Source organism: Priestia sp. ST2 (assembly GCF_055810735.1).
Genome location: NZ_JBVVNT010000004.1, coordinates 533,657 through 559,339, shown reverse-complemented (window position 1 = coordinate 559,339; position 25,683 = coordinate 533,657). Strand labels below are relative to the sequence as shown.

General features: G+C 38.1%; 29 protein-coding genes. 17 read left to right on the top strand and 12 right to left on the bottom strand.

Going from position 1 to position 25,683, the window contains the following annotated elements:
* Positions 1 to 205: 205 nt before the first annotated feature.
* The 3 genes from AC0KUU_RS20300 to phaZ all read left to right on the top strand — a co-directional run bounded on the left by AC0KUU_RS20300 (position 206) and on the right by phaZ (position 2,121).
* On the top strand, positions 206 to 736 hold the full coding sequence (locus AC0KUU_RS20300; RefSeq protein ID WP_097822870.1) for an ECF transporter S component: 531 nt from the start codon (positions 206 to 208) through the stop codon (positions 734 to 736).
* An 89-nt stretch (positions 737 to 825) separates the two neighbouring features.
* The gene (locus AC0KUU_RS20295; protein WP_013058089.1) at positions 826 to 1,017 is read left to right on the top strand and encodes a hypothetical protein; all 192 of its coding nucleotides are present in this window, start codon (positions 826 to 828) and stop codon (positions 1,015 to 1,017) included.
* 207 nt (positions 1,018 to 1,224) lie between these two features.
* A complete protein-coding gene (gene phaZ / locus AC0KUU_RS20290; protein WP_043981288.1) occupies positions 1,225 to 2,121 on the top strand; it encodes an intracellular short-chain-length polyhydroxyalkanoate depolymerase in 897 nt (298 codons plus the stop codon).
* A 181-nt stretch (positions 2,122 to 2,302) separates the two neighbouring features.
* Here the strand turns inward: phaZ and AC0KUU_RS20285 are convergent, their stop codons facing one another.
* On the bottom strand, positions 2,303 to 2,869 hold the full coding sequence (locus AC0KUU_RS20285; RefSeq protein ID WP_013084105.1) for a CBO0543 family protein: 567 nt from the start codon (positions 2,867 to 2,869) through the stop codon (positions 2,303 to 2,305).
* Between the two features lie 301 nt (positions 2,870 to 3,170).
* On the opposite strand from AC0KUU_RS20285, the gene AC0KUU_RS20280 reads away from it, so the two are divergent.
* From AC0KUU_RS20280 to AC0KUU_RS20265, 4 genes are all read left to right on the top strand, one after another.
* Positions 3,171 to 3,344, top strand: coding sequence for a glycine zipper domain-containing protein (locus AC0KUU_RS20280; protein ID WP_198530646.1), 174 nt, complete (start codon positions 3,171 to 3,173; stop codon positions 3,342 to 3,344).
* Between the two features lie 23 nt (positions 3,345 to 3,367).
* Positions 3,368 to 3,745: a hypothetical protein gene (locus AC0KUU_RS20275; RefSeq protein ID WP_043981289.1), complete on the top strand. Its 378-nt coding sequence runs from the start codon at positions 3,368 to 3,370 to the stop codon at positions 3,743 to 3,745.
* A gap of 275 nt (positions 3,746 to 4,020) precedes the next feature.
* Positions 4,021 to 4,644 (top strand): FMN-binding negative transcriptional regulator, encoded by a 624-nt coding sequence (locus AC0KUU_RS20270; RefSeq protein ID WP_237074337.1) that lies wholly within the window; start codon positions 4,021 to 4,023, stop codon positions 4,642 to 4,644.
* A gap of 210 nt (positions 4,645 to 4,854) precedes the next feature.
* Positions 4,855 to 5,832 (top strand): ring-cleaving dioxygenase, encoded by a 978-nt coding sequence (locus AC0KUU_RS20265; RefSeq protein WP_162214641.1) that lies wholly within the window; start codon positions 4,855 to 4,857, stop codon positions 5,830 to 5,832.
* 69 nt (positions 5,833 to 5,901) lie between these two features.
* On the opposite strand, the gene AC0KUU_RS20260 is transcribed toward AC0KUU_RS20265, so the two are convergent.
* The 4 genes from AC0KUU_RS20260 to AC0KUU_RS20245 form a co-directional block, all read right to left on the bottom strand.
* The gene (locus AC0KUU_RS20260; protein WP_043981292.1) at positions 5,902 to 6,171 is read right to left on the bottom strand and encodes a YjcZ family sporulation protein; all 270 of its coding nucleotides are present in this window, start codon (positions 6,169 to 6,171) and stop codon (positions 5,902 to 5,904) included.
* Between the two features lie 232 nt (positions 6,172 to 6,403).
* A complete protein-coding gene (locus AC0KUU_RS20255; RefSeq protein ID WP_162214640.1) occupies positions 6,404 to 7,297 on the bottom strand; it encodes a tyrosinase family protein in 894 nt (297 codons plus the stop codon).
* A gap of 177 nt (positions 7,298 to 7,474) precedes the next feature.
* Positions 7,475 to 7,987 carry a hypothetical protein gene (locus AC0KUU_RS20250; protein ID WP_162214639.1) on the bottom strand — a complete coding sequence of 171 codons (513 nt, stop codon included), beginning with the start codon at positions 7,985 to 7,987 and terminating at the stop codon, positions 7,475 to 7,477.
* A 4-nt stretch (positions 7,988 to 7,991) separates the two neighbouring features.
* The gene (locus tag AC0KUU_RS20245; protein WP_014459119.1) at positions 7,992 to 8,201 is read right to left on the bottom strand and encodes a hypothetical protein; all 210 of its coding nucleotides are present in this window, start codon (positions 8,199 to 8,201) and stop codon (positions 7,992 to 7,994) included.
* A gap of 198 nt (positions 8,202 to 8,399) precedes the next feature.
* Here AC0KUU_RS20245 and AC0KUU_RS20240 point away from each other — a divergent pair, with 198 nt between their 5' ends.
* Positions 8,400 to 8,939 carry a GNAT family N-acetyltransferase gene (locus AC0KUU_RS20240; protein ID WP_043981295.1) on the top strand — a complete coding sequence of 180 codons (540 nt, stop codon included), beginning with the start codon at positions 8,400 to 8,402 and terminating at the stop codon, positions 8,937 to 8,939.
* Between the two features lie 60 nt (positions 8,940 to 8,999).
* On the opposite strand, the gene AC0KUU_RS20235 is transcribed toward AC0KUU_RS20240, so the two are convergent.
* The 3 genes from AC0KUU_RS20235 to AC0KUU_RS20225 all read right to left on the bottom strand — a co-directional run bounded on the left by AC0KUU_RS20235 (position 9,000) and on the right by AC0KUU_RS20225 (position 11,105).
* Positions 9,000 to 9,635 carry an FMN-dependent NADH-azoreductase gene (locus AC0KUU_RS20235; protein ID WP_473452983.1) on the bottom strand — a complete coding sequence of 212 codons (636 nt, stop codon included), beginning with the start codon at positions 9,633 to 9,635 and terminating at the stop codon, positions 9,000 to 9,002.
* A 486-nt stretch (positions 9,636 to 10,121) separates the two neighbouring features.
* Positions 10,122 to 10,757 carry an FMN-dependent NADH-azoreductase gene (locus AC0KUU_RS20230; RefSeq protein ID WP_043981296.1) on the bottom strand — a complete coding sequence of 212 codons (636 nt, stop codon included), beginning with the start codon at positions 10,755 to 10,757 and terminating at the stop codon, positions 10,122 to 10,124.
* Positions 10,758 to 10,787: 30 nt separating this feature from the next.
* Positions 10,788 to 11,105: a winged helix-turn-helix transcriptional regulator gene (locus tag AC0KUU_RS20225; RefSeq protein ID WP_013058076.1), complete on the bottom strand. Its 318-nt coding sequence runs from the start codon at positions 11,103 to 11,105 to the stop codon at positions 10,788 to 10,790.
* 220 nt (positions 11,106 to 11,325) lie between these two features.
* Here AC0KUU_RS20225 and AC0KUU_RS20220 point away from each other — a divergent pair, with 220 nt between their 5' ends.
* The 6 genes from AC0KUU_RS20220 to AC0KUU_RS20195 all read left to right on the top strand — a co-directional run bounded on the left by AC0KUU_RS20220 (position 11,326) and on the right by AC0KUU_RS20195 (position 17,188).
* On the top strand, positions 11,326 to 11,568 hold the full coding sequence (locus AC0KUU_RS20220) for a spore germination protein (protein WP_013084095.1): 243 nt from the start codon (positions 11,326 to 11,328) through the stop codon (positions 11,566 to 11,568).
* A 214-nt stretch (positions 11,569 to 11,782) separates the two neighbouring features.
* Positions 11,783 to 13,132 carry a glycosyltransferase family 2 protein gene (locus AC0KUU_RS20215; protein ID WP_043981297.1) on the top strand — a complete coding sequence of 450 codons (1,350 nt, stop codon included), beginning with the start codon at positions 11,783 to 11,785 and terminating at the stop codon, positions 13,130 to 13,132.
* A 124-nt stretch (positions 13,133 to 13,256) separates the two neighbouring features.
* The gene (locus tag AC0KUU_RS20210; protein WP_043981298.1) at positions 13,257 to 13,877 is read left to right on the top strand and encodes a polysaccharide deacetylase family protein; all 621 of its coding nucleotides are present in this window, start codon (positions 13,257 to 13,259) and stop codon (positions 13,875 to 13,877) included.
* Between the two features lie 253 nt (positions 13,878 to 14,130).
* Entirely contained in the window at positions 14,131 to 14,724 is a 594-nt protein-coding gene (locus AC0KUU_RS20205) for a LemA family protein (protein WP_025750938.1), read from the top strand.
* Positions 14,724 to 15,497: a TPM domain-containing protein gene (locus AC0KUU_RS20200; RefSeq protein ID WP_043981299.1), complete on the top strand. Its 774-nt coding sequence runs from the start codon at positions 14,724 to 14,726 to the stop codon at positions 15,495 to 15,497. Before AC0KUU_RS20205 ends, AC0KUU_RS20200 begins: the two co-directional genes overlap by 1 nt.
* A 320-nt stretch (positions 15,498 to 15,817) precedes the next feature.
* Entirely contained in the window at positions 15,818 to 17,188 is a 1,371-nt protein-coding gene (locus tag AC0KUU_RS20195) for a DUF2254 domain-containing protein (protein ID WP_043981300.1), read from the top strand.
* A gap of 41 nt (positions 17,189 to 17,229) precedes the next feature.
* On the opposite strand, the gene AC0KUU_RS20190 is transcribed toward AC0KUU_RS20195, so the two are convergent.
* Complete coding sequence (locus AC0KUU_RS20190) at positions 17,230 to 18,534, bottom strand: aldehyde dehydrogenase (RefSeq protein ID WP_043981301.1); 1,305 nt, start codon at positions 18,532 to 18,534, stop codon at positions 17,230 to 17,232.
* Positions 18,535 to 18,597: 63 nt separating this feature from the next.
* Positions 18,598 to 19,224, bottom strand: coding sequence for a nitroreductase family protein (locus AC0KUU_RS20185; protein ID WP_080781659.1), 627 nt, complete (start codon positions 19,222 to 19,224; stop codon positions 18,598 to 18,600).
* Between the two features lie 447 nt (positions 19,225 to 19,671).
* Between AC0KUU_RS20185 and gdh the strand changes: the two genes are divergently transcribed.
* Positions 19,672 to 20,457 carry a glucose 1-dehydrogenase gene (gene gdh, locus AC0KUU_RS20180; protein WP_025750943.1) on the top strand — a complete coding sequence of 262 codons (786 nt, stop codon included), beginning with the start codon at positions 19,672 to 19,674 and terminating at the stop codon, positions 20,455 to 20,457.
* A gap of 144 nt (positions 20,458 to 20,601) precedes the next feature.
* Positions 20,602 to 21,591, top strand: coding sequence for a DUF4003 family protein (locus AC0KUU_RS20175; RefSeq protein ID WP_043981302.1), 990 nt, complete (start codon positions 20,602 to 20,604; stop codon positions 21,589 to 21,591).
* Between the two features lie 367 nt (positions 21,592 to 21,958).
* On the opposite strand, the gene AC0KUU_RS20170 is transcribed toward AC0KUU_RS20175, so the two are convergent.
* Together AC0KUU_RS20170 and AC0KUU_RS20165 are read right to left on the bottom strand one after the other, a co-directional pair.
* On the bottom strand, positions 21,959 to 22,720 hold the full coding sequence (locus AC0KUU_RS20170; protein WP_043981303.1) for an MBL fold metallo-hydrolase: 762 nt from the start codon (positions 22,718 to 22,720) through the stop codon (positions 21,959 to 21,961).
* 144 nt (positions 22,721 to 22,864) lie between these two features.
* The gene (locus tag AC0KUU_RS20165; protein WP_043981304.1) at positions 22,865 to 24,445 is read right to left on the bottom strand and encodes a histidine kinase N-terminal 7TM domain-containing diguanylate cyclase; all 1,581 of its coding nucleotides are present in this window, start codon (positions 24,443 to 24,445) and stop codon (positions 22,865 to 22,867) included.
* A gap of 324 nt (positions 24,446 to 24,769) precedes the next feature.
* Between AC0KUU_RS20165 and AC0KUU_RS20160 the strand changes: the two genes are divergently transcribed.
* Positions 24,770 to 25,621, top strand: coding sequence for a PRD domain-containing protein (locus tag AC0KUU_RS20160; protein ID WP_025750947.1), 852 nt, complete (start codon positions 24,770 to 24,772; stop codon positions 25,619 to 25,621).
* Positions 25,622 to 25,683: the final 62 nt, after the last annotated feature.

Sequence of the window (25,683 nt, the reverse complement as noted above, 5' to 3'; positions counted from 1 at the left end):
TACCATAACAAAAATTAGGCGCCGCAGTCTGCTAAAGGAAGCAGAAGCAGCTTTATTTTTTCAAGAACGGATAGGACAATTTTTGAAGTTGGCGGATCCCTTTGTGCTGCTAGAATGATATATCTTACTAAATAAATAGTTTTACGTATTTATTAAGTATGTAATTAGGAGTATGATAGTAGTAAAAAAAGAAAGAGGTCAACAGATGAATTCAACATACTCACCAAGAGAATCAACCAAAATCAAAGCTTTATCTATGCATGCACTTTTTATCGCACTGACGTTTGTAGCGACAATGTTTATCAACATCAAGCTTCCAATCATGGGTAACGGAGGCCTCATCCATTTAGGCAACGTTCCTCTTTTTATAGCAGCCTTTATTTACGGCAAAAAGACAGGAGCCATCGCCGGGGCTTTTGGAATGGGGTTATTCGACCTCATCTCCGGCTGGACAGCATGGGCGCCGTTTACGTTTATTATCGTAGGGGCAATGGGCTTTTTAGCAGGTCTTATCTCAGAAAAAGCACCTGGTAAAAGAGCACTTGTGAACACACTGGCAGTTGCTGCTGCGCTGATTGTAAAAATCGTAGGCTACTATTTTGCCGAAGTGATTCTTTATCATAACTGGATCCTTCCGCTTGGCTCTATACCGGGGAATGTGATGCAAGTTGTTATCGCTGGTATCATCGTCGTTCCGCTTGTAGGACGCTTAAAGAACAGAGCTGTACAGATTTAATCGCTTAATTGTAAGTCGTTTTACCATTATCCTATCCTTAAGTGATATACTTGATAGATATTCATCAAGTGAAAGGAGCGGAAAACACCATGAAATATTTAAAATCACAGATGAAACAGCTCATTAAAGACAATCAGGAACTGCAAGGTAAGCTGAATGGACTGATGAAAGAGCACAGCCTTGAAAAAAACTTTGCTCTTAAAGCTCTGTACCATGCAGAAGTGGCTGAAGGCGGGAAATATCAGCTTGCCTATCAAGCATTAGACGCACCGAAAAAGTAATGGCCTTGTTGCTCATTCGTATATTTCTTCATTATAAAAAGGCAGCCGAATCGCATATTTGGCTGTCTTTTTTAGCAAGTAGAATAACATAGCATTATGTTGGCTTTTGCACAACTTCTTTCTAACTGCTTAAATCTTGATAAATAGGGTATTAAAAAATAAATGCTACCGATCGTTCTAATTATATAAGAAAAGAGGAAAATAGCGATGACCGTATCTGTTTTAGAACAAGCAAAAGTAGAATTACCGAATGGAGAAACAGTAAATTACCGAATGAAAAAAGGCGGAAAAGAGGTGCTTTTGTTAATTCACGGAAACATGAACTCTTCCCTTAACTGGGATGTGTTAATGAATGAACTTCCAGAACATATCACAGCTTATGCGATCGATTTAAGAGGATTTGGAGACTCCACTTATCATACACCTATCCACACAATCAAAGACTTATCAGATGATGTCAAACTGTTTGCGGATGCTTTAAAGTTGTCTGCTTTTACAATAAGCGGGTGGTCATTAGGAGGAGCAGTTGCTATGCAATATGTGATTGATCATCCGAATGATGCCAAAAATTTAATTCTCTTAAGCTCCGTCAACATTAAAGGCTACCCCATTCCAAGAAGAACGTTCCTAGAACTGCCTATTCCTAACAACTTTATACAAACCAAAGAAGAAGTAAAAGAAGCATTTAGAATGGTAGAAAACGCAAAAGAAACAAAAAATACATGGTTTTTAAAAATGATGCTGCGTCAATTTTTATATACAAAAAATAAGCCGTCTGCTGATCAATTTGAAACATATTTAGAAGGAACGATCAAGCAGCGAAATTTAATTGATATCAATTACGCACTTATGAGATTTAATATTTCAAACGATTTTAATGGTGTTGTGGAAGGGACAGGAGAGGTGGAAAAAATTACGATCCCTACTATGGTTATTCAAGGCGATGAAGATAAGATGGTTTCCACAAGAGATGCATCTGACATCGCGAAAGGAATAGGGGAAAATGCGACGTTAAAAATTATGAAAGGCGTAGGCCACTGCCCGTTGCTGGATGATTTAAGCAGTTTAATGGACTTATACAATGCTAATTTAAGCAGGGCTTAGAAAAAGTGAGATTTTTGCTGCTAACAGAAGTTTTATTATTGCTAGATGCAGCATGTTCTAAATTAACAATGAGAAAAGCCCTCTATTTTTTGAGAAGGCAGACAACTAGTAAGAAAACAATCAAAAAAACGTAAGGTCTTTTGAAGATGCTTACGTTTTTTATTGATGACACTTATCAAATTTAATGCTGTTTTTCAAAATAAAGAAACAGATTGGTAATCCATTTTGATAGCAGTATCACACCCAGATAAAATACAAATAAATAACCGTAAGTAGCCCATTCATGCAGCTGAAAAAAGCCAATCCCTGTTAATAGCGGTTTGAAAATAAAAGCAAAAAACAAACAAAGAACAGTTGCATATACATAGTAATTTTTATGATGGTTAATTGTCCATTGATAAAGAAGCATAAAAGAGACAGGAATAAGCGAAGCATCTAGGCTAAAGCTTACGGGTATGATTGTGTTGATTTGGTAAGGATACGTCCACAGCCCGTTATAAACTCCAGCGGTGTCACTATAGTGAAACCAAACGTGCACGTTAAATCCATAAAACCCTAAGTGAAAGGCTTTTTTTCGATCAATTAAAAAATAGAGAATGACTAAAGGTAAAATGAAAGCCCCCAAGGTAACCCAAAACTGCCAAGAGCCTGGAGTGGAGTATTGCTGCCAGTATTCAGCCCACGTTTTGGCTAGATTTTCTTGTATGCTATGTATTTTTTTAAGGTATTCCTGTTGGTTTGGTGTCAATGTAATCCATCCTTTTTAAGTAAGCAAAATTTCGTTACTTTTAAAATGCCCTTTTCTTAAGTTTTGGATACCTTTCCCTGTTGAGTTGTTTGTATTTTTCTGCACGTAAAACGACGTACGTATTTGGAGTGATCTGCATGTTTACGTGGTTCTTGCTGCTCGGAGAGGCCATTTATCAGCTCATCATCTAAAAATAAAAAGCAGTTACAGCGACTGCTTTTTTCCATTTTTATGAAACTTTTAGCGCAGTTTTTACGTATAAAAGGTATCAATAAAATAGTAGAAAAAGGAGAGGTTTTTTTTGTCTGAAGAAAAGAAAAAGACAGATTATCTAGGACCGGGACTAGGTCTGGGCGTTGCGATGGGGGCTTCTCTTGGGATGCTAATGGATAACATTGGCTTCGGTATTGCGATCGGAACGTCCTTAGGTGTTGCTTTTGGAACGGCAATGAATCAAAAACATAAAAAGGAATAAAATTCTGAAAGAAGGAGTGCAGAATGAAGTATTTTGACGAAGCAAAAGAACTATGGTTAAACTATGTCCCGAGAAATGGGCAGTCGGATATCGTAGAAGGAGAAGTCATTCGAGCTATTGAAAAGCTTCGCTGCGAAGCTCAAGGCAACGGGAATGCCAATTGGGACGGCGGATTTGAGATGCTGGTGCTATATATACTAAACGTATTGAATGATCCGGACGTATTCAGCACAGCTATGTTAGCCGAAATAAAAGCCGATGTTCACACCTTGCTCACTTCGGCAGAAGATCCGTATTTAGAAGACGACGTATACGATCGTTTGACGGACTGCGTCATTGAGTGGCATATAGCCAAAGGCGGACCTATCAAACGAGAAAAAAATCCTCAATTGTATAGATAAACGTGAGAAAGGAGCTGTTTTAAACAAGCTCTTCTTTTTTTTGAGTTTCTGAAGCTTTATTTAACAAACATGTATCTAATTGCATTATGTGCTAAATAAATACATATAAAAAAGCAGCGGTTTACATCGCAGCAGTGTAGCATAAGCTTCTTAAAAAATCCATTCATAGATGGTTAAATGTTTGCTGACCTCCATAAAAAGTTCATAACTGACGCTGTTGCAAACACGTATAGTATTATATCTTTTACTAAATAAGAGATAAAGGAGAAGCGCCGATGTATATTCCAAAGTATTTTAAAGTGAATGAGGAACAAATAATGTATGAATTTATTGAAGACAATGGATTTGCCACTTTGTTTTCGTATCATAATGAAAAGCCTTATGCTACCCATTTGCCCCTGATGTTAAACCGGAAAGAAAAAGCTTTATACGGACATTTTGCTCGTCCGAATCTGCAGTGGAAAGATGCTGGAAATCAAGAAATTTTAGTTGTGTTTCAAGGGCCTCACTGTTATATTTCACCGTCTTGGTATGAAACGAATCAAGCTGTACCAACATGGAATTATGAAGCTGTTCACGTGTATGGCACCATGAAAGTGATTGAAGCACCAACAGAACTGCTTGGGCTGCTGAGGAAGATGGTGGAGAAATATGAAAGCCCGAGCAGTACATATACACTAAATGACGTTGATCCTGCTTATATGAATGGTTTAAGCAAAGGAATCATTGGGTTTAAAATCGACATCAGCAAAATGGAAGGCAAACAAAAGCTAAGTCAAAATCATTCAGTCGAAAGACAGCAGTTAGTCATAGAAAAATTAGAGCAGACGTCTCGTGAAAATGAAACGAAAATTGCGGAGCTGATGAAGCAAAATGTGCAGCGCGTGCTTAAAAAGTAACCGCTGTTGGAAAAGATCAGCAGTTTGTTAAAGGGAAGATAAAGAGAAACTAACTATGTGTTTAGTTTCTTTTTTATGTTCACAACATTTTCTTGTTATTGACAAACAGGCTGTATATCCTTTAAAATTATCTTTAATTAAAGATAATTAAATTAAAGATAATTTTAGTAGAAGTTAAAAATTTATATATTATGAAAAGAGGCGGAGCAGATGGAATTGTTAGGGTTGCATCATGTATCTATTTTGACGGGGAAAGCTGAGAAAAACTATCAGTTTTTCACCAAAGTTTTAGGTATGCGATTAGTAAAAAAAACGGTGAATCAAGATAACACTCAGTCTTACCACTTGTTTTATGCAGATGGAGAAGGGACGCCAGGAACGGAAGTAACGTTTTTTGATATTCCGGGGCTTGCAAGAACGCATCAAGGTGCATCTGACATTTCGACTGTTTCGCTTCGCGTTAAAAGTACGGATTCTTTACACTTTTGGAAAGAGCGCTTTGAGCAGTATGGAGTGGAATATGAAGAAATAGCTAAACGAGCTAATCGTGATACGTTAGCATTTAAAGATTATGAAGGTACACGTTTGCTTCTTGTTGCGGACAACGGTGAAAAAGGGGTAAGAGCAGGCGTGCCGTGGAAGCGCGAAGACATTCCATTAGAACATGCGATTATCGGCTTAGGACCGGTCACGCTAACCGTGGGTACGTCAGAACCAACTGTTGACGTACTGATAAATATTATGGGATTTCGCTACGCGGGTTCTTATCCATCTCTTGCAGCAGATCATAGAGATATTTTGGTTTATGCAACAGGTGAAGGCGGAAGCGGAGCCGAAGTTCATATTGAAACGAGACCCGATTTGCCGAAAGTTCGCTTAGGGCGCGGTGGCGTTCATCACGTTGCATTCCGTGTTCCAAATGAAGAAGAATACAATAAGTGGGCAGCTCGATTAAATGAAAACAGCCTGCCGAATTCCGGTAAAGTAGAACGATACTATTTCAAAGCACTTTATTTCAGAGAACCAAACGGCATTTTATTTGAATTATCAACGGACACACCTGGATTTGCGACCGATGAACCGCTTGAAACGATGGGCCAAAGATTAGCTCTGCCGCCATTTTTAGAGCCGAAGCGCAAAGAAATCGAAGAAAAGCTGAGACCCCTGGATTTGGATGAAACGCTATAGAATTCTGAAGGTGCCTACCGCCTATTAAGACATGAAAAAACTCCAGTATTTATACTGGAGTTTTTTAGGTTAACACTCATTGTGCCAGAAACCGCAACCACATGCACCAATAATAATGAGTAAAATAAACAGTACGATGATAATGGCAAAACCATTACATCCGTGGTGAGGAACGCCATATCCACATTCAGGAACCATATATCCATAGTCCGGCATTGAATACCCGCAGTGTGGAATCATGTGCTCATAAGCAGGAGCTGTATAGGCGTGGTGAGCCATAGCAGGTGAGAATGGCATATTTTCATTAGAACTAAAAGGTGCGTTTACGTTATTATGCATTTTGATATCTTCCCTTCATTTATAAAACTTTTATAAAGCTTTGATAACTTATTCATATGTTCCAAGGTCCTTATATGAAGCTTATTCACAGCCCAATTATGGTTGATTAACTATATTTTATGGTGAATGGAAATGAAACAGTGAGTTTTACGATGCTTGTGGCCTTATAAGTTATGGCAGAAGGGAAGGGATTTACCTGTTTTTGATTGTATACTGCTGTTTCTAGAACGGGTTATGAGGAACGTTTTGATTTTCTTAATTCTATATCGTATACGTACCCAAGCTTTCGATGGTTCATAACGTCTTCAGGGATTGTGTTCCAAGGGTACATCGGATCTCTAAAGTTTTGACCAAATGGCCCGTTTTTCATCGGCTGATAGTTTTGATTACGATGAACAATTTGCCATACAGCCCAAATACGATCCACATTTGCGTGGTGTAAAAAGAAGACAGGATCATTCGGAGCAGTAGGCACAACGCCCATCTGTCCGCCAACCCAACGGTGTACGCGATTGTGAAGCTGCGGCCCGTTAATAAATCCTTCAAGCTGATTACGAAAGCTGTTTTGGCTGGTCATATCCCAAGGCGGCGTATCATACTGAGTTATTTTTAAAGCATTGAGAACATCATCTCGAGTAGGGAGTGTAGGTGCCTCTTTCGTTGCTCCAAAATTACGTTTTAGCCCTCCAGAAGGATTTCCTTGTTCATCGATTGTCGTCCAGCGCCCAGCTGCAAACGGACCGGTGTCGACGATAAAATCTTTTTTAGGATTTCCGTTTCCTCCCATAAAATCTGCACTCCAAATTTGTGATTGTGAGGGATCCTGCATCTGTGCGTCCGTTTCCCATTCCCAATAAGGAAGGGTTACTTCTGGATTGATTGACTGAAGGTCACGTTCGAATCGTAAAAGGTATTCACGATGCCATGGCAAAAAAGCAGAACTCATATGTGCTGCATTTCGATCGCTGCCCGGAGGCGTATGAAATTTACCTGCTGCGCCATGCCAGGCTATATAGCGGTCGTATATTCCTTTTTCCTTTAGTATTAGCACGGTACGAACAAAATCTCTTTTTTCCGTGTCGGTAAGATGCAATACGTTTTTTCTAACTTTATACTTGTTACTCATTTTTTAACCTCTTTCTAAAAAAGAAGCAAGGGGCTGTTTCTTTTTTATATTCAGAATATGTCCAAGAGGTAAAAGTGCTACTGTAAATTTACAGAGACTTTTTTAAAGGTGTAAATCATAAATAGAGGTAAAATAAAAAAAGCAGGCATGCGCCTGCTTTTTTTCACTGCATTATTATTAATGACCAATTGGATACATGGTCGTTACGCTGTAGTCGTAGTCTTTGCCTCTGTAGTCAGTATACACAACTCTAACTTCTTGGTTTAAAGAATTAATATACTTTTCTTTAACGTAGTTGCCAGATTTATTGTTGGTGCCGTCTTCACCTTCGTTGATGACTTCTTCAGCAACAGACATCGCTTGTTTTTCATTTAAATACTTGCTGAATTGGCTTTTACCTTGATAATTGTTAACGCCTGGTTTTTGCATATGCGCGACAATATGGCAATATCCATATTTATCATTTCCTTCTTGTAAGACAAGTTCTTTGCCGGTAAATAATCTGTCGCTTTGAGTCTCTGCAGAGCATTGGTTGCTTGATGTAGTGTCCGATGTGCTACTCGATGTACTGCTTGAATTTTCATGCTGCTGAATGAGGGAAATGGGCGAATTGTTGGTAAATACAGCGATGAGGGCAATAACAAGTGCCACAATAGTGTATAGTATTTTGCTGTTTTTAAAAAAATCCATTCCTTTATGCGTCTCCTTTTTGAATCAACGTTAAAATCAAATCGACTTTCTTTTCTAGCTGATCAATTAAGTTTTGTTTTACTTGTTCTGATTGTAATAAAGCGCTTCTTAGTTCGTCCATATCTTTTTGCATATACGCACGGTTTTCTTTTTCTTGCTGCAGTTCTTTTTGAAGAGCGTGTATCGTGGACAGCAATTCTTTATCTTGGTTCATTTATGCGTTCACCGCCTCTGTGTTGATAAAAAGCAACTTATGCCCACTATATAAAATACCACTATCTCCGCTGTAAATCGACTATTTGGATAGGAAATGAGTCCTCCCGGGTAGGGTTTTAGCAGGATATTGCTAGTTCAGAGGAGAATAGTATGGTTTACCGTAGATAGATAAGCTGCGCAGAAAAGAGGGAAGAAAATGTTTCCGGAATTAGAGACAAAACGTCTGATATTAAGAAAAATTGTAGAAGATGATGCCAGTGAGATTTTAGAATGCTTTTCTGATGAAGAGGTGCTGCGCTATTATGGGCAAAAACCTTTAGAATCGATCAACCAAGTGAAGGAGATCATTAAGAATTTTTCCAAAGGCTACGAAGAAAAACAATTAATTAAATGGGGGATTCAGCTAAAAGGAAAAGAGAAGCTGATTGGAACAATAGGGTTTCAAGAGTGGTCTCCTGGGCATAAGAAAGCAAACGTAAGCTATGCTCTTTTTCCGGAGTATTGGAACAAAGGATACGCAACAGAAGCTGTTCATGAAGCGATTTCTTATGGCTTCAACGAACTTCAATACAATCGTATAGGAGCGATTGTATTTACGCAAAATAGTGGATCTGTCGCCTTGTTGAGCAAATTAGGATTTAAAAAGGAAGGGACGCTAAGAGAGTACCTGTTCCAAAACGGAATCCCGTTTGATACATATGTTTATTCGCTGCTGCGCGAGGAAGCAAAGATATAATTGCAAGCATAAAAAAAGGAACACGGGGAGATGTTCCTTTTTTTGTGCTTATATTTGTTATTAGAACGTACGTGCAGCTTCTTTAGCGCGAGCAATGCCGTCTTCTTTAATTTCTTGTGCTTTATCTGGCATTGCAGCCTGTCCTTCTACAAATAGGCTTCCGATAGAAGGAACGCCGAAGAAATTCATCATAATGCGCATATAACGGTGACCCATTTCTAATTCACCAGCAGGGCCGCGAGAGTAGATACCGCCGTTTGCTTGAATATGATACGCTTTTTTATCTGTTAATAGACCTACAGAACCTTCTGCTGTATATTTAAATGATTTTCCAGCTACTGCTACAGCATCTAAGTATGCTTTCATCACTGGTGGGAATGAGAAGTTCCACATTGGTGTAACAAATACATATTTGTCCGCTTGAGCAAATTGGTCACTTAACTCGTTTAAACGAGCAACTTTGCGCTGTTCTTCAGGAGTAAGCGCGTCAAATTCTGCGCCGCTTCCAAGTTTGCCCCATCCGCTGAATACATCGCCGTCGATGTGAGGGATATGTTCTTGGTATAAATTAACGTGAACAATCTCATCCGTTAGGTTTACTTCTTTATACTCATTAATAAATGCATCTCCCGCAGCCATACTGAATGATTGCGTAGCATCGTTAGGGTTTGCTGTAATATATAATACTTTTGCCATAATTCTGTTCACCTTTCTGTCTTCAATATATAAATGTTGTTTCATGAATTAAAGATAATATGTTCGAAAACATCTACTACGTTATTAATAGTAACTTACGTAACAAATTTAGTCAAAGGTTTTTTATTGGATTTTATCATATTCACAAACGGTTTTAAGAGTATTACGCTTTTGGATTTTGTGGCTAAACCCTTTAAAAATAAAGGTTTATTTCTGTTTTAAAACATGATTTTAAACGTTATTCATTTAGAAGAACTATCTTTTTTGAAGGTAGATAATTAAAAAATAAAAAAGAAAAATCGTATATTTTTGTTTCGTGCGTTATTAATAGTAACAAAAAATAACAGCGTTTCATCTTTCCTTTAAATCTATTTTCAGCGTGAAGTGAGCAGAAAGGTGATCATTATTTCAAGGGAAATATAAGGGAGGGAAGAGAAAAGAAAAAGACCTCGATCTGCTTCGAGGTCTTTTTCTTTTCTATTGAATTTAAAACGTTTTGGCCATTGAATGGGCTTTTTGGAGTGCGTTTTCTTTAATTTGCGGAATTTGATCCGGGAATTTTACTTGCCCTTCGATAATAATGCTTTCAAACGCTTCGATTCCAAAGAAGTCCATCATGATTTCTAAATAGCGGTGGCCCATTTCTCTCGCCATTTCAGGGCCTTCTGAATACACGTCTCCGCGGGATTGAATGTGAAGCGCTTTTTTTCCTTTAAGCAATCCCTGAGCGCCTTCTTTTGTATATGTAAAGGTTTTACCTGACACGGTAATCGCATCAATGTACGTTTTCATAATCGCAGGAACAGAGAAATTCCACATTGGCGTGACAAAAATATATTTGTCAGCGAGTACGAACTGTCCTCCTAGTTCGGCTAATCGTCCCACTTTTAATCGTTCATCCGTTGATAAATCCTGGATGGAAGAGTGAGAACGAAGCTTTTTCCAGCCGTTAAATACGTCTGCATCTAAGTATGGAATATCTGCTTGATATAAATCTAAATGAACCACATCATCTTCTGGATGTGTTTGCTTATATACGTCGATAAATTCTTTCCCCACAGCCATGCTAAGTGATTCGTCTTCAGCTAAAGGGTGTGCAGTAATATAGAGAACATTTGCCATGATGCTCATCCTTTCTATGGAGTAGTTTTATTAATCTTGGACCCAGCTTTCTGCCCACTGGCTAATCGGCCCTAATATTTTACCTAACTCCGTTCCTTTTTGAGTCAGCGAATATTCAGAACGAATAGGGCGGTCTGGAATGACATTTCGGACAACAATTCCGTGGTCTTCAAGCTCTTTAATTCGTTCTGTCAAAAGCCTTCTGCTTAAGGCTGGTATACTTTCATTTAATTCACTAAAGCGTTTAGGACCGCTCATAAGTACATAAATGATTAATCCTGTCCACTTCTTGCCAATCAGTTCGAAACTTTTTTCTACTTTAGGTTGAATATCTTTTGGTTCGTCCATATTACGTATCCTCCTTCAAACAATATGGATGAAAAATAACTTATGCATTTATTGTAACAGAAAAAGCATAAAAACATGTGGAAACTTTGGGTGAAGCAGGGTGAAATGAACAATTTCACTAGTATTTGTACCTTGCTTTTCACTTCTTGAAAACTTTTCACACATAGGCTTGTCACAGCATACGATGTACGAATTCATTTTAAGAAAAGGTGGTATGGTCATGGCAGGAGTTATTAACATCTGTAACACGAGAATTAATGGTATGGCGAGAAACGGATCGATGAATTTTGGAGAAGTTCTTCACAACGGACACACAGCGGATGTTAAATCTGTTGGAATCAACTCAACATATGGAGACATTTCAGCTGCTTGTGCGCGAATGAAAAATACAAATATGGATGCAGATATATTTGATCAAACGGCTGTTGCGAATATTGATGGAGTATATGGAAATCAGCTATAAAAGGGAGCTGCTTATGACGTATGAAGTTGTAAGCAGCTTTTTTATACTGAGAAGTAGAACACTTATTTATGATAAGAGAATGTGTTTCTACTTCAATAGAACGATCTACCAAAGTTCCCGAATCTATTATATACGCCTTTTCTAAAAAAAATTATATATTGTACAAGCACCCGATCATTTATTGAATAGTATATAGAGGAAAAACAAAGAAAGGATGATTAAAATAGAATTATATGATTCCTATTACAACCGTTCCGATGGAAAATACTATATTAAAAAGAAAGAAAAGAATCTTAAACCCTTAAAAGAGCCTAAAAACAAAAGGAGTAAAATAGACAATTCATTATATAAAATGAGCATAAAAAATAATCACAAACATCCTATTAAAGTTAGTATCATTATGCCTACGTATAATAAGTATCATCAAACCTCTCTTTCGCTTTATAGTTTATCAAAACAAACGTTTCCTCAAGCTGAGTATGAAGTCATTTTAGTGGATGACGCTTCTTCTGATAATACGCCCGACATTTTAAAAGAAGCGGATCTCCCGTTCAAATTTAAGTATATCCGTATGAAACAAAATAAAGGGCGTTCCTCAGTACGTAATATAGGAATTAATCATGCTGAAGGAGATCTTTTAATCTTTTTAGACGGAGAAATGCTGGCTCCTCCTCCTTTTATTGAAAATCACTATAAACATCATGTGCATGAATCCAATCTTGTGGTTACCGGAGCTATGCATTATGAAGGAGTCTACACGTTTATTATGCCAGACTATAATGAAGATCAAATGGCGCACTTAAAAGAACTGGTCGGCAGGGATCCTGAGTATAGAAGATTGTATGAAAACTATGAACAGACGAAGCAGCATTCAAATGTTCCTTGTCCTCTTGTAACAAAAGAAGATATTGATACAAACCGTTTTCAACGTTTATCATTTCCCAATCGTTATTTTCTTAACAGCGGGCTAAAACATTTCGGAGAGCGACTTGAAGGATTTACGCTACCGTATATCGCATTTTTAAGTGGAAATGTATCCGTAAGAAAAGCGCAATTAAAGAAATCCGGCTATTTTGATGAGACTTTTGTCGGCTACGGGGCAGAAGACTGGGAGCTTGGATATCGTTTATATAAGAATGGTGCACAATTTGTTTTAGATTCCTCTACGGTTGCTTATCACCAAGAACACGGTATGTCTAAGCGAAAAGTAAAAGAACAATGGGGAAATCACTATCGTTTCGTTAAAAAACATCCTAATATAGACGTTCTTATCCTCTCTCTTGAATGGAAAGAGCTTCCGTTTATGCATATGCATAAAACATTAGTTGAATATAAAGCGCTGGAGAAGCGTTTTCCTGATGAATATAAGGAATTTAAACATGCTTTTCGCGTCATGCTGTTTAGAATCATTGAATATTTAAATAGTGGACAGCCCGTGACGAAACTTTACGATCTCCCAGGAGGATCAGAGGAAAGAATAAAAATTATTCAGCAGTTCGAAACACTGCGCCCTCGTGGATTTGACTACTTGGCGAGTTCTTTTGAACAAATCTATTACCTATAGCGCTATTACATGCAGAAAAAGATATAACATCATCTCTTAAAAATTGTCTCGTCGTAAAAGCCCCTCAGCTTACACCCACAAATTGAGGGGTTTATTTCTTCTATTTTATATAAGGGGAGAAAACATGAATCAAAATTCACCAAAGTACGTTGCATTAACGTTTGATGATGGCCCCTCAGCTTACACGGCTTCTATTTTAAAAATTCTAAAGAGATATAATGTACGTGCGACCTTTTTTGTCGTTGGTTCGGAAGTAGAAAGATTTCCAAAGCTGATCCGACGTATTCATAGAGAAAAGCACGTAATTGGAAATCATACGTGGAGTCATCCTGATATTACAACTCTTTCTAAGCATGAATTGTGGAAAGAAATCATTTCTACAAATGCTCAAATAGAGAAAATCATCGGTTATTCTCCCAAGCTGTTTCGTCCACCTTACAGTTCGATAAATGATACAGCTCTTGCTGCTATTAAAGAATTGGGAATGACGTCTGTTCTATGGAATGTAGATAGCCAGGATTGGCGTGAAGAAGATCCATTGGCCATATGCAAACATACGATTAAAAATCTACAAAAAAAGAATCTTATTGTCATGCACGATGGGGATCGATACGGCAGCGGAGCGCGGGATCAAATTGTTGCTTCATTGCCAAAACTTATTAAGTATTTAATAAAAAACGACTATCAATTTGTAACGGTTCCTGAATTTCACCGAGTCGCATACAAAATTGAAGGATGGTCTTAAGCCAAAAAAGGAATAGCCAAGAGGTATTCCTTTTTTTCTATTATGAAACAAGATAAAATCGAGGAGGTTACATGTGCTAATTGATAGAAAGACTAGGTAGAGAACAGCATCTCACCTTATAGAGGGATTGATTGTTAGGAGATGTCTTACTTATACGTTCTATAAATAAAATTGGTAAAAAATGAATCTTTTTAGAGCGTGATTCGTACTAGTAAGTAGATACATAATTTTGATGAAGAAAAGAGGTAGTATATTGAAGAACAAAGGCTTGATCGCTACGCTCATTGGGATAGCGATTGTTGTGATTTTAGGGTTAGGAATTGTTGTGATTTACGGAGTGAGCTCTTACAATAGTCTCGTTAGCGCACAGGAAGATGTAGATAATAAATTTTCCCAAATAGATAATCAACTAAAAAGAAGATCTGATTTAATTCCGAACTTAGTGGAAACGGTTAAAGGCTATGCTAAGCATGAGCAGGAAGCAATTGATTCGGTCACTCAGGCAAGAGCGCAGCTAGCGGGAGCTAAAACTCCTGAAGACAAAGCTGATGCTAATCAACAGTTAAGCGGCGCATTAAACCGCCTGCTCGTAGTGGTTGAAAAATACCCGGATTTAAAAGCGAATGAAAACTTCAGAAGCTTAATGGACAGTTTAGAAGGAACGGAAAATCGACTCGCTGTAGCGCGTAAAGACTATAACGATGAAGTTGCAAAATACAATAAATCAGTTAAGAGATTTCCTAAAAGCATGTTAGCGGGTACGTTCGGCTTTGAAAAAAAGCCATATTTTGAAGTAACAAATGAAGAAAAAGAAGCGCCGAAAGTTGATTTTGGGAGCGATAAGTGATGAAATTTCTTGCTTCGTTTGCTTTATTATTGTCTCTTTTATGTAATACGGTAAGCGTTGCTTTTGCTGCACCTGATATTCCAAATCCGGTAGGCGATATTTACGCTCAAGATTTTGCTCATCTATTAAACGATCAGGAAAAAGCTGAAATAAATCAAATGGGCAGAAAATTGGATGATGAAACGAAAGCTCAAGTAGCGATTCTTACCGTGAATTCATTAGGTGATGCGGATGTAGAAGAGTACGCGAATGAAGCGTTTCGAAAGTACAAACTCGGTGATAAAAAGCTGAACAATGGCGTTCTTATTTTACTCGCTAAAAAAGAACGAAAAATTCGAATCGAAGTAGGATACGGGTTAGAAGGAGCTATCACCGATATCAAATCGGGAGAAATTTTAGATTCTTATGCTATTCCTAACTTAAAAAATGGCAAATACGATACGGCGCTAGAAAGCACATACAAAGCTGTTTATAACCAAGTCGTGAAAGAGTATGATTTAGGAACAGACTTTGAACAAAAAGTGCCAAAAGCATCTCCGCCTTCCGATAGCGGTGTTCATTTCTCAACCCTTCAAACGCTGCTGATTGCAGCTGTTATTGTGGGCTTTCTTATTCTCGACTTCGTCTTTTTTAAAGGAGCCATTACACAATTTCTGCTAAACTTCCTTGTGATGTTTGGAGGAAGAGGCGGTGGCGGTGGCAACGGCGGCAGCGGTCCTCGCGGAGGGGGAGGCGGCAGCTCTGGAGGCGGTGGAGCGAGCCGAGGCTGGTAAAACGATAAGAGTAAAAAGAGGCTGGGATAAAAGTAGGTTAGTTGAAGGAAGATCCGAACGAGATGGATTCTTAGTTGAGAATCCATCTCGTTCGGATTTTTTATTTGTATGGTGAACATAGCTTTTATATATTCATTCAACTCATGTATCCTATTTGTGCATCTTTAGATTAAATTAATGAGGTATGTGTCAATTTCATTTTTGCTTTGTGTACCTATATTTTAAAAAATAGATTTTTTTCCATTGTATAAGCATAACCAAAAAAAATTAGGGAACTAAGAAAAAAGTTAGAGATTTACAAATAAAAAGGAGAGTTTTGTATGAATACATTTAGATGGATAGCGGCAAGGAAACAGCTCTCTCCTCGTGCTTTTAAAGATGAGCTAAATAGCCAAATATGGTTTAGTCCCTTAATTTATGCTCTTTTTTCTGTCCTTTTAGCTGCATTGACGCTGTTTCTGGACTATTATTGCAAAGTAGGAGAGAAGGTTCCTTCATTTTTTTCAATCAACATGGATTTAACCAATACGTTAGTGAGTACGATTATGCCCGGAATTCTATCAATTACGACGTTTACCTTTAATTTAATGCTTGTTGTGTTTACATCATTTGCAGCTCAGTTTTCTCCTCGCGTGTTAAAAAACTTTGCTTCTTCGAAATCGACTCAGCGAATTCTCGGGATTTTTATGGGGAGTTTCTTATATACACTTTTTGTCTTTCTCTTTTTAAACAGTTCACAAGTAGATGGCTACTTTGCTATCCCATTTGCGACCACGGCGCTATCAGTTTTTAGTGCAGGCACGTTTGTCTACTTTATTAATCATTCCGTTAAATGGCTGCAAGTTAATCATATGACTCAATCGATGAAAACGGAATCTATAAAAGCTATTGAAACGACGATACGTGAAGAGCTAGAGGTTCATCGAACGCAATCTGCTCATAACGAACCATTTTCCTTTCCTGAAGGAGATAAAAATCCAGTATATATTCAAACATCCGGCTATATTCAGACCGTTAATTACAGCCGATTAATTCACTATGCCAAAGAGCATAACTTAGTGATCAAAATGGAGAGGGAAGTAGGGGACTACGTACTCGACGGAACGATATTGTTTTATTATTGGAACCGAGATTTTACAGAGCAGGATGAAATTGATCAAACTATTTTTCATCGATATGTTCATATAGGAAAATCTCAAACCGATATTCAAGACACAACTCATATTATTACCAAGTTTGTCGAGATGGCGATTAAATCATTAGGAAGTGATGACTTCAAAACGGCCATTAACTCCATTCACCAAATTAGCGATATTCTTCGGAAAATTTGTGATGTTAGTCAGTTTTCCTCGTATTTAGTTGATGACAGCGGCGTTGTACGAATGGTCATTCCTGATAAAAAATTTGAAGACTTTTTGTATGATGGATTTGCTAATATCCGGCACTATGCTAGACGTAATATTATCATTACAATGGAGCTGCTTAAAACGCTTGGAAATCTCGCCGAGGCCATTGGGCCAGCTTATTACGACGACATTTGGGAGTTTGCCGTCTACACGTCTCAAGGCTTTGAAGAAGAATATTTATTTGTTCAAGATAAAAAATATTTTTTGCATATTCTTTATGATTTAGCTATTTCTACAGAAAAGGAAGAGCAATATGAACAGATAACTAAACAAATGAAGAAGTAAAAAAGCCGAAGTCAACGCGTGACTTCGGCTTTTCTTTTTAATTATTTATTTGAACGTTTTAAGATGCTTTTAGCGTGTGAAAATGTATCAAAGCTTGCTTTTCCATGATATGCACCCATTCCGCTGTCACCAACGCCGCCAAATGGAAGGTAGTGAGACGTCATATGATTAATCGTATCATTGATAGAACCGCCGCCGAATGACACGCTGTTTAAGATGTGATCTTGGACTGCTTCATCTTCAGAGAAAAGATAAAGTGCTAATGGTTTTGGACGTTTTACGATTGCTTCAATTACTTCTGAGATTTCATCGTATACGATGACTGGAAGAATTGGCCCAAAGATTTCATCTTGCATCACATTGTCTTCCCATGAGATGTTGTCAAGAACAGTTGGCTCAATAAACAGACGAGAACGATCCGTTTTGCCTCCAAAAACAATATCTCCGTTTGTTAAGAAGCTGCTAAGGCGATCAAAATGCTTTTCGCTCACTACGTGAGGGAAGTCTAGGTTTTGTGAAACATCTTCGCCGTACGTGTTTGTTACGACTTGTTTTAGGTTAGCTAGCAGCTCGTCTTTTACATTTCGCTGAACAAGAATGTAGTCTGGCGCTACGCAAGTTTGGCCAGCATTTGCAAATTTACCGCGCGCAATGCGTTTTGCTGCTTCTTCAATATTTGCATCTTCGTGTACAATTGTAGGACTTTTTCCGCCTAGCTCTAGCGTAACAGGTGTTAAATGTTTAGCAGCAGCTTCTGCCACAATTTTTCCGACCATTGTACTTCCTGTAAAGAAGATGTAATCAAAGTTTTCTTTTAGTAAAGCTGTGCTTGTTTCCACTTCACCTTCGACTACCGTCAAGTATTCTTCAGGGAAGTTTTCATTAAACATCTTAGCAAGAAGGCTTGACGTATGAGGTGTTAATTCAGAAGGCTTTAACACCACGCAGTTACCTGCAGCAATCGCGCCTACTACTGGTGATACAGCAAGTTGGAACGGATAGTTCCAAGGTGCAATCACTAGAGCTAAACCGTATGGATCTTGATAAATGTAGCTTTTTGCTCCAGCATGAGTAGATGGTGTTTCTACTTCTTTTGGCGCTGCCCATTCTGCAAGATTTTCAACTGCAAAGTCGATTTCGCTTAGCACAAGACCAACTTCTGCACGTTTTGCTTCAAATTCTGGTTTGTTAAGGTCAGCTTTTACTGCTTTTAAAATGTCGTCTTCATGACGTACAACAAGTTCTCTTAATTTCTTTAGCGTTTCGATACGGAACGCAACGTCTTTTGTTTTACCGCTATTAAAGAATGAAAGCTGTTTTTCTGTAAGTTCTTGATAGTTATTCATCAGAAAATCTCCTTTTACTTCACATTTTTAACTCTTTATTCAATGAACAGAAATAGCTGCTGCTTATTTCCAAGTTGTAACCGTATTGACCGGTAAACGGTAAGAAGCATGGCCTTCGCTCGCTGCTTTACCGATTGAGATAAGCATAATTGGAAGATAACGTTCTTTATCTAAACCGAATTCTTCTGCGATTAAGTGTTTTTCGTATCCGCCGATTGGATTTGTATCATATCCGTGAGCGCGAGCAACAAGCATAAGCTGCATAGATACAAGACCTGAATCAATTAGCACGATGTCTTTCATATCTGCTTTTGGCATGTTTTCGTAAATCGGCTTAAAGAAATTTAGCTGCTGTTCTTTAATGTCCTGAGGCATATAGCCAAGCTCTACTGCTTTTCCGAAAATTTCGTCTGCATATTCGACGTTGTTCATGTCACCAAACACGGCAATAACAGCTGAAGATGTATGAACTTGTTCACTGTTAAATTTCGCAAGTTTAGCTAATTTTTCTTTGCCTTCCGGCGTTTCAATTACAACAAAGCGCCACGGCTGCATATTAACAGAAGAAGGAGCACGCATAGCTTCTGTAAGAATTTCTTCCATTTCCTCACGGCTGATTTTTACTGAAGGATCATATTTTTTAATTGAACGGCGTTTTAAAGCAATTTCGTTAAAATCTTTTATAGTCATAGTCATTATTCCTTTCTTTTTAGGCGTTAAACTTATTTATTGTCATTCCCATATTTTTGATTGTGGACAATTGTTTGACATATCAATAATTGATACATCAACAATATAATACATTGATTTAAGAATTGCAAGGGAAAAAGTTTAAACTTTTGAAGTGGGGTTAGTTGGAAGTGTGAAGTTATATTCTACTGGGAACAAATATGAAGAAAGTGAGAGATAAAAATAAATTATAAAAGTGATCAAACAAAAAGTTTGACTACTTTATTTCTCTTAGTTACGATAAGTAACGAAAAGAGACAAAAGTGAATTTGTTACTTTTTAAATGAATGACAGTTTGAGAAAGAAGAGATAGAGAAATGTTTATTCTCTTTTTAAAACCTAAACTGTATTTGTGATTAGTACAGTATAACAAGACATATCACGCAGGAAAAGTAGGAGGACTTCAAGATGTATACAGATTTAAAAGATAAAGTAGTAGTTGTAACAGGCGGATCAAAAGGATTGGGGCGCGCAATGGCCGTTCGTTTTGGTCAAGAGCAGTCAAAAGTGGTTGTAAACTACCGCAGCAATGAAGATGAAGCGCTAGAAGTAAAAAAAGAAATTGAACAAGCTGGCGGTCAAGCAATTATTGTTCGAGGCGACGTAACAAAAGAAGAAGACGTTGTGAACCTTGTAGAGACAGCTGTTAAAGAGTTTGGCACATTAGACGTTATGGTTAATAATGCTGGTGTTGAAAACCCGGTTCCTTCACATGAATTATCATTAGAAAACTGGAATCAAGTAATCGATACAAACTTAACAGGCGCGTTTTTAGGAAGCCGCGAAGCGATTAAATATTTTGTTGAAAATGACATTAAAGGAAACGTTATTAACATGTCCAGCGTTCACGAAATGATTCCTTGGCCACTATTTGTTCACTATGCAGCAAGTAAAGGCGGTATGAAGCTAATGACGGAAACATTGGCTCTTGAATATGCGCCAAAAGGTATCCGCGTAAATAACATTGGACCAGGCGCGATCGATACGCCAATCAACGCTGAAAAATTCGCAGATCCGGAACAGCGTGCAGACGTAGAAAGCATGATTCCAATGGGCTACATCGGCAATCCGGAAGAAATTGCATCAGTTGCAGCATTCTTAGCATCGTCACAAGCAAGCTACGTAACAGGTATTACACTATTTGCTGATGGCGGTATGACAAAATATCCTTCTTTCCAAGCGGGAAGAGGTTAATAGGTAGAACTGAATGAAAAAGACCTCGGAATATTCCGGGGTCTTTTTCGTATTGTCATAAATGTACGGCGTATTTACCAAATATTGAAACTTTTATTGAAGTGTTACGTATATAAGCTAACGACGAATAAAGGACGTGTTGATATGCTACCGGAAACGATTCAACAAAAAGTAGATCAGTATAGAGGTTTTTATATCAGCTTAAAAAATGAACTCAAATGGAAAGTGGCAGATCCGAAGCAGTTTATGGCTATCGCTTCTATGTATGCAGTGAAAGGCAAATCGCTTCAGCTTCAGCCTTATATTGAGTTAAGTGACTATATTAAAAATCAAGTAAGAATGTTTTCTACATTAAAATCATCGCAGCGGTTTACGATTGCAGCCATGCTGGATACCCGCTATGAGAATCCAAAAGAAACGTTTTATGAATTTCTGGATGTATATGATCAATTGGTACAGGGCGGGTTTACTAGAGGCGCATTTACGTATATCGCGGCTTCCGCTATGCTGTCGAATGAGTCAAGTCGAAGCCATAAAGAAATGGTTCGAAGGTCAGTAGAAATTTATCAAGGCATGAAAAAAAAGCATCTCTTCCTTACATCAAATGGTGATGTACCTCTTGCCGTTTTATTAGCTGAAACGAGCGAGTCTGTTGATGATTTGATGCATGAAATTGAACACTTCTATACCACATTGGGGCAGCATGGATTTAAAAGAGGGAATGACCTTCAATTTTTAAGTCATATTCTCGCAATCGATAAAAACTTACATGGGGATACACTTATTGAAAGATGCCTGGCAGTAAAAGAAATCTGTGAATCGGCAGGTATGAAAGTAAAAGCAATGCATTACCCGGTTCTTGGCTTATTAGCACTGTTTGAAAAACCGGAAGCTGAAATTGAAATTATTTATGACGTGGTGAAACAGTTAAATACAGACAAACTTTTCAAGTGGCAGAAAGACATCAATGTTATGCTGGCGGTTAATCTGGTTATCAGTGAAAAGCTAAAGGATTCTAGACTGGTCGAAACAGGTATCTATACAACGATTGAAACGATTATTCAAGCCCAGCAAGCCGCTATGCTAGCGGTTATTGCGAGCACTTCAGCGGTTGCTACTACGACTACTACTTGATAAATGAAACGACTATTAAAAGAGGCTGGGACATAACTACATGAATCTAACCCAAAGATGAACCAATGGAATAAATGAGCTGAACCGCTTATAATACCGCGGTTGATTTCCGTGCAAGGCTTCGCTTTCCGCCGGCGGCCGCTGAGCCTCCTTGTCACTTACGCTCCTGCGGGGTCTCACCTGTTCCGCTTTTCCCGCAGGAGTCTTCGCCTTGCTCTCCAATCAACCGCTAGAAGTACCCATATACATGAAACCTACGTTCACCATACCGATGAAAAAATCCGAACGGAGTTGATTCTCCATCAAGAATCTTGATTCCTCGTTCGGATTTACATTCAACTAGAATACTTTTATCTCAGCTTTTCTCTTAAAAAGTATAAAACTCGCCATCATCTGGAACAAAGACGTGAGATGTCATGTCTTTTTCTTTGATAAAGCCTTTTAATTCTTCTCTTGATAGCGTCCAGTGATTTACAGCTTCCATATGGACAGAAATAATCGTAGCACGAGGGGCCGCTTTAAAAACTTCGTAAATATCTTCTTTCCCCATCACAAGAGAACCGCCTTCTGAAAATTGATTATCTCCGCCGTTTACGACAATGACATCAGGTTGATATGTGTTGATTTCTTCTCCAACAGCGGAATACCATACCGTATCTCCAGCTATATAAAGCGTTTTTTCATTCTTATATTTAAAAACAACACCGCATACTAAACCAGTACGCTTTAAAATTTCTCCTCTTCCGTGCTCGCCTTTTGTTTTGATTAATTCAACGCCTTCAAAAACCGTGTTTTGCGTAAGTACTTCTACATTTTTAAAACCAGCTTCTTTTACTGCTGCGGCATCTTCTTCATTTTGAACGAACATTTTGATATTGTTTGGCAACGCCTGTTTAGCGGCATCGTCAAAATGGTCTAAATGGAGGTGAGTGACAATAACCGCATCTACATCAGCAATAATTTCTTCAACGGATATCGGTAAGTTCACTAAAGGGTTGTTTTGATCTTGTCTGATCGAATTTGGGAAAGGAGGGTACGTACCTTTTTCTGCTAACATAGGATCAATTAAAAACGTTTTTCCTCCGTATTCAACAATTAGAGTAGCGTTACGAATATGTGTAATCTTCATCTGTATCTCTCCTTTTTTTGATCTACATATAGTTTATAGGATGCTCTAGTTGCAAATACATAGATAAAATCAAGTCTTTTACCACTTTCACTTGATAAATGAAAGAATAGTAATCAAAAGCAAAAAGAACCGAAACAGTGCTGTTTAGGTTCTTTTTAGGGTTTCTTTTATCTCTTTATATATACGTACTTGGTTGCGGCCATGTTGTTTGGCAGCGTACAGGGCGATATCTGCTTTATTCAACAGCTCATCTAACGTTTCATTTTCTTGTTTTTTCGCTTGTGCTACTCCAAGACTCAGCGTAACAGAAATGGTTTTTTCATTAATCAGTAAGGGCTGAGTCTCGACGTGACGGCGAATTTGGTTGGCAAGCGTTTCGCCTTCGGATATAGTATAGCCCTTTAGCGCGAGTACAAATTCTTCACCGCCGTACCGAGCAAAAAGGGCTCCTTGCGGTAATACGGACTGGCAGGCTTTTACGACATGTACAAGCACCTGATCGCCGGTATAATGACCATACGTATCGTTCACTTTTTTAAAATAATCAATATCAAGTAAAAGAAGCGTAAAAGAAGATGCAGACTTTTTTGCTTCATCGAATGCTTGCTTGCTGTGTTGAAAAAATGCTCTGCGATTATAAATTTGCGTCAGCTCATCGTAATAAGCTTGATTTTCAAGCTTTAGCTGAAGTCTTTTTAGCTCTGTGATATCTGTAAAAATAAGCAGCAAGCCGTGACTGTTGTTAGCATACTGCAAAGGAGAGGTGCGAACTTGATACGTATACTGAGATTGATCCCCAGAAAAAAGCTGCAGCTCTTGACTGCTGTTTTTATTTTCGAATGTAAAAGGAAATGAACTGCCCGATAGAGTGAACCAAATATCAGCAAACCGTTTTCCAAACATCGCTTTTTTCAGCTGCGGAAACATGTTCTTCGACGCTAAGTTAAATTCAATTAATCTGTAAGCTTCATCAAGCACGATAACACCGTCATTGATGCTGTTAAATATCGCATCTTTCGCAACGGGCATGACTGTAAACATACGCGATGAGTTAATGGACCATAAATATAAAAAAGAAGAAACCCATAAAACCATCGGAACTGGATCAATCCCCTGCGGCGTAAAGCCCATTAAATAGACAAAAGCTGTGACAATAGGAACTAATTGCCCGACCATTAATGCAATTAACTGCAGGCGGTAAGCTTTGGCTGTTTCTTTCCAGCGGTAAACGGCAAGCAAAAAAGCAACGAACATAGACGAAAAGATGAACATGCCGTGAATCGTGTACCATGGTCCAATTTCTTGATGAATGTAAGGAGCACCCAAAACTGGGTCAATTTCAAACACTCGGTAATGAAGGTGATGCCAGTCATTTGTTGCGACCATGATCAAACTAATAAAAGGAATGACAAAAAGCGCAAAAATATGTTTTTTCCTTACCTTTATGCCGACATACTGCATAACAAACAGCAGTCCTGCAGGAGGTGAAAAAGGCATGCCCACGTATTGAATAACGGTCCAAAATTTCATTTCCTCAAGGTTAACGGATAGTAAGCTAAAGGCCGCACCCATACAATAAATAGCGGTGAAACCTGTATGAAGAATAAATAAATGCGCAATATTGCTGTAGTGGTGACGCTTAATAAATACGTAAAAACACAAGTATAAATTAAGAACACCAGACGTACAGATAAGCGTTATATAAGCGGTTAAATCTAAATTCACAATTGTATCCCTCATTAAGAAAGCATTTTTAGTTAAATGTAGCACAGTTGAAATAAAATGTGGATGTTTTATTAGGGATTTAGTAGCAGCGAAGGAAGTAGATGGATAGTCTATAAGAATTATTTCTCTTTCACTAGTAAATTATTAAAAATTCAGTATTTTATATATTGACATCGCTTTCATAGTAGAATATAATTTCAGTAATAACTTAAAACTGGATTGTTACTGATTCGATCAGGCATTACCTGTGTTAAAAATACGTGATGTGTTCATGTGTTTTTAAGATGGGATTTTTACGTTTGTTCTGATGTGGGGGAAGCATCTATGAAATTTGTTAAAGTATTTAATAATAACGTAGCATTGGTCAAAGACTCCTCTAATGTAGAATGGGTCATCATGGGAACAGGCGTCGGTTTCCAAAAGAAAAAAGGTGATCCAGTTGATAAGGCTGTCATTCGACGAAAGTTTGTGGCGGAGTCGTCCAATATTCGTAGACCGCTGGCTCAAATTCTAGAGAGCATCAAACCAGAAATTCTCGAGGTTTCTGTAGAGTTAATCAAGCAAGCAGAAAAAGAAATAGGTGAGCCTTTTCGCACCAATATTCACTTGACTCTTGCGGATCACTTGAATTTTGCGATTGAGCGAAGCCATAATGGCCTTGAATACGCGCAGCCAAGCCGCTGGGAAGTCAAGAAGCTTTATCCGAAAGAGTATAATGCTGCGGTTAACGCGATTCGACTAGTGTATGACCGGCTTGATGTGCTGCTTCCTAAAAGTGAAGAAACGTTTCTCACCTATCATTTTGTAAACGCACAGAATGTACAAGCAAAAGTGGAAGAAACGATGAAGATGACTGAAGTGATTAATCGAATTATCGATGTTGTTCAATATCATTTTCAGCTCAAACTTGACGAAGAATCCATGAACTATTCTCGCTTTGTCACGCATCTACGATTTTTTGTTTTACGTCAGCTGGATCAGAACCCACATGTTTCTCCGGAAGTTGATGCTACGCTGCTGGATGTTGTAAAAACAAAGTATGAAAAAGCATATAAAGCTGTTGAAAAAGTGGCTAATTTACTTCATAAACAGCATGGTTGGTCTTTAACTTCAGATGAAAAGCTTTACTTAACGCTACACATTTGGCGAGTGACGAATCTAGTAGAAACTGAATAATTGTTCTTCTTTGGAGGATTGTTACTGACTCGATCAGGCATTACCCAAGCAGACATTTGCAT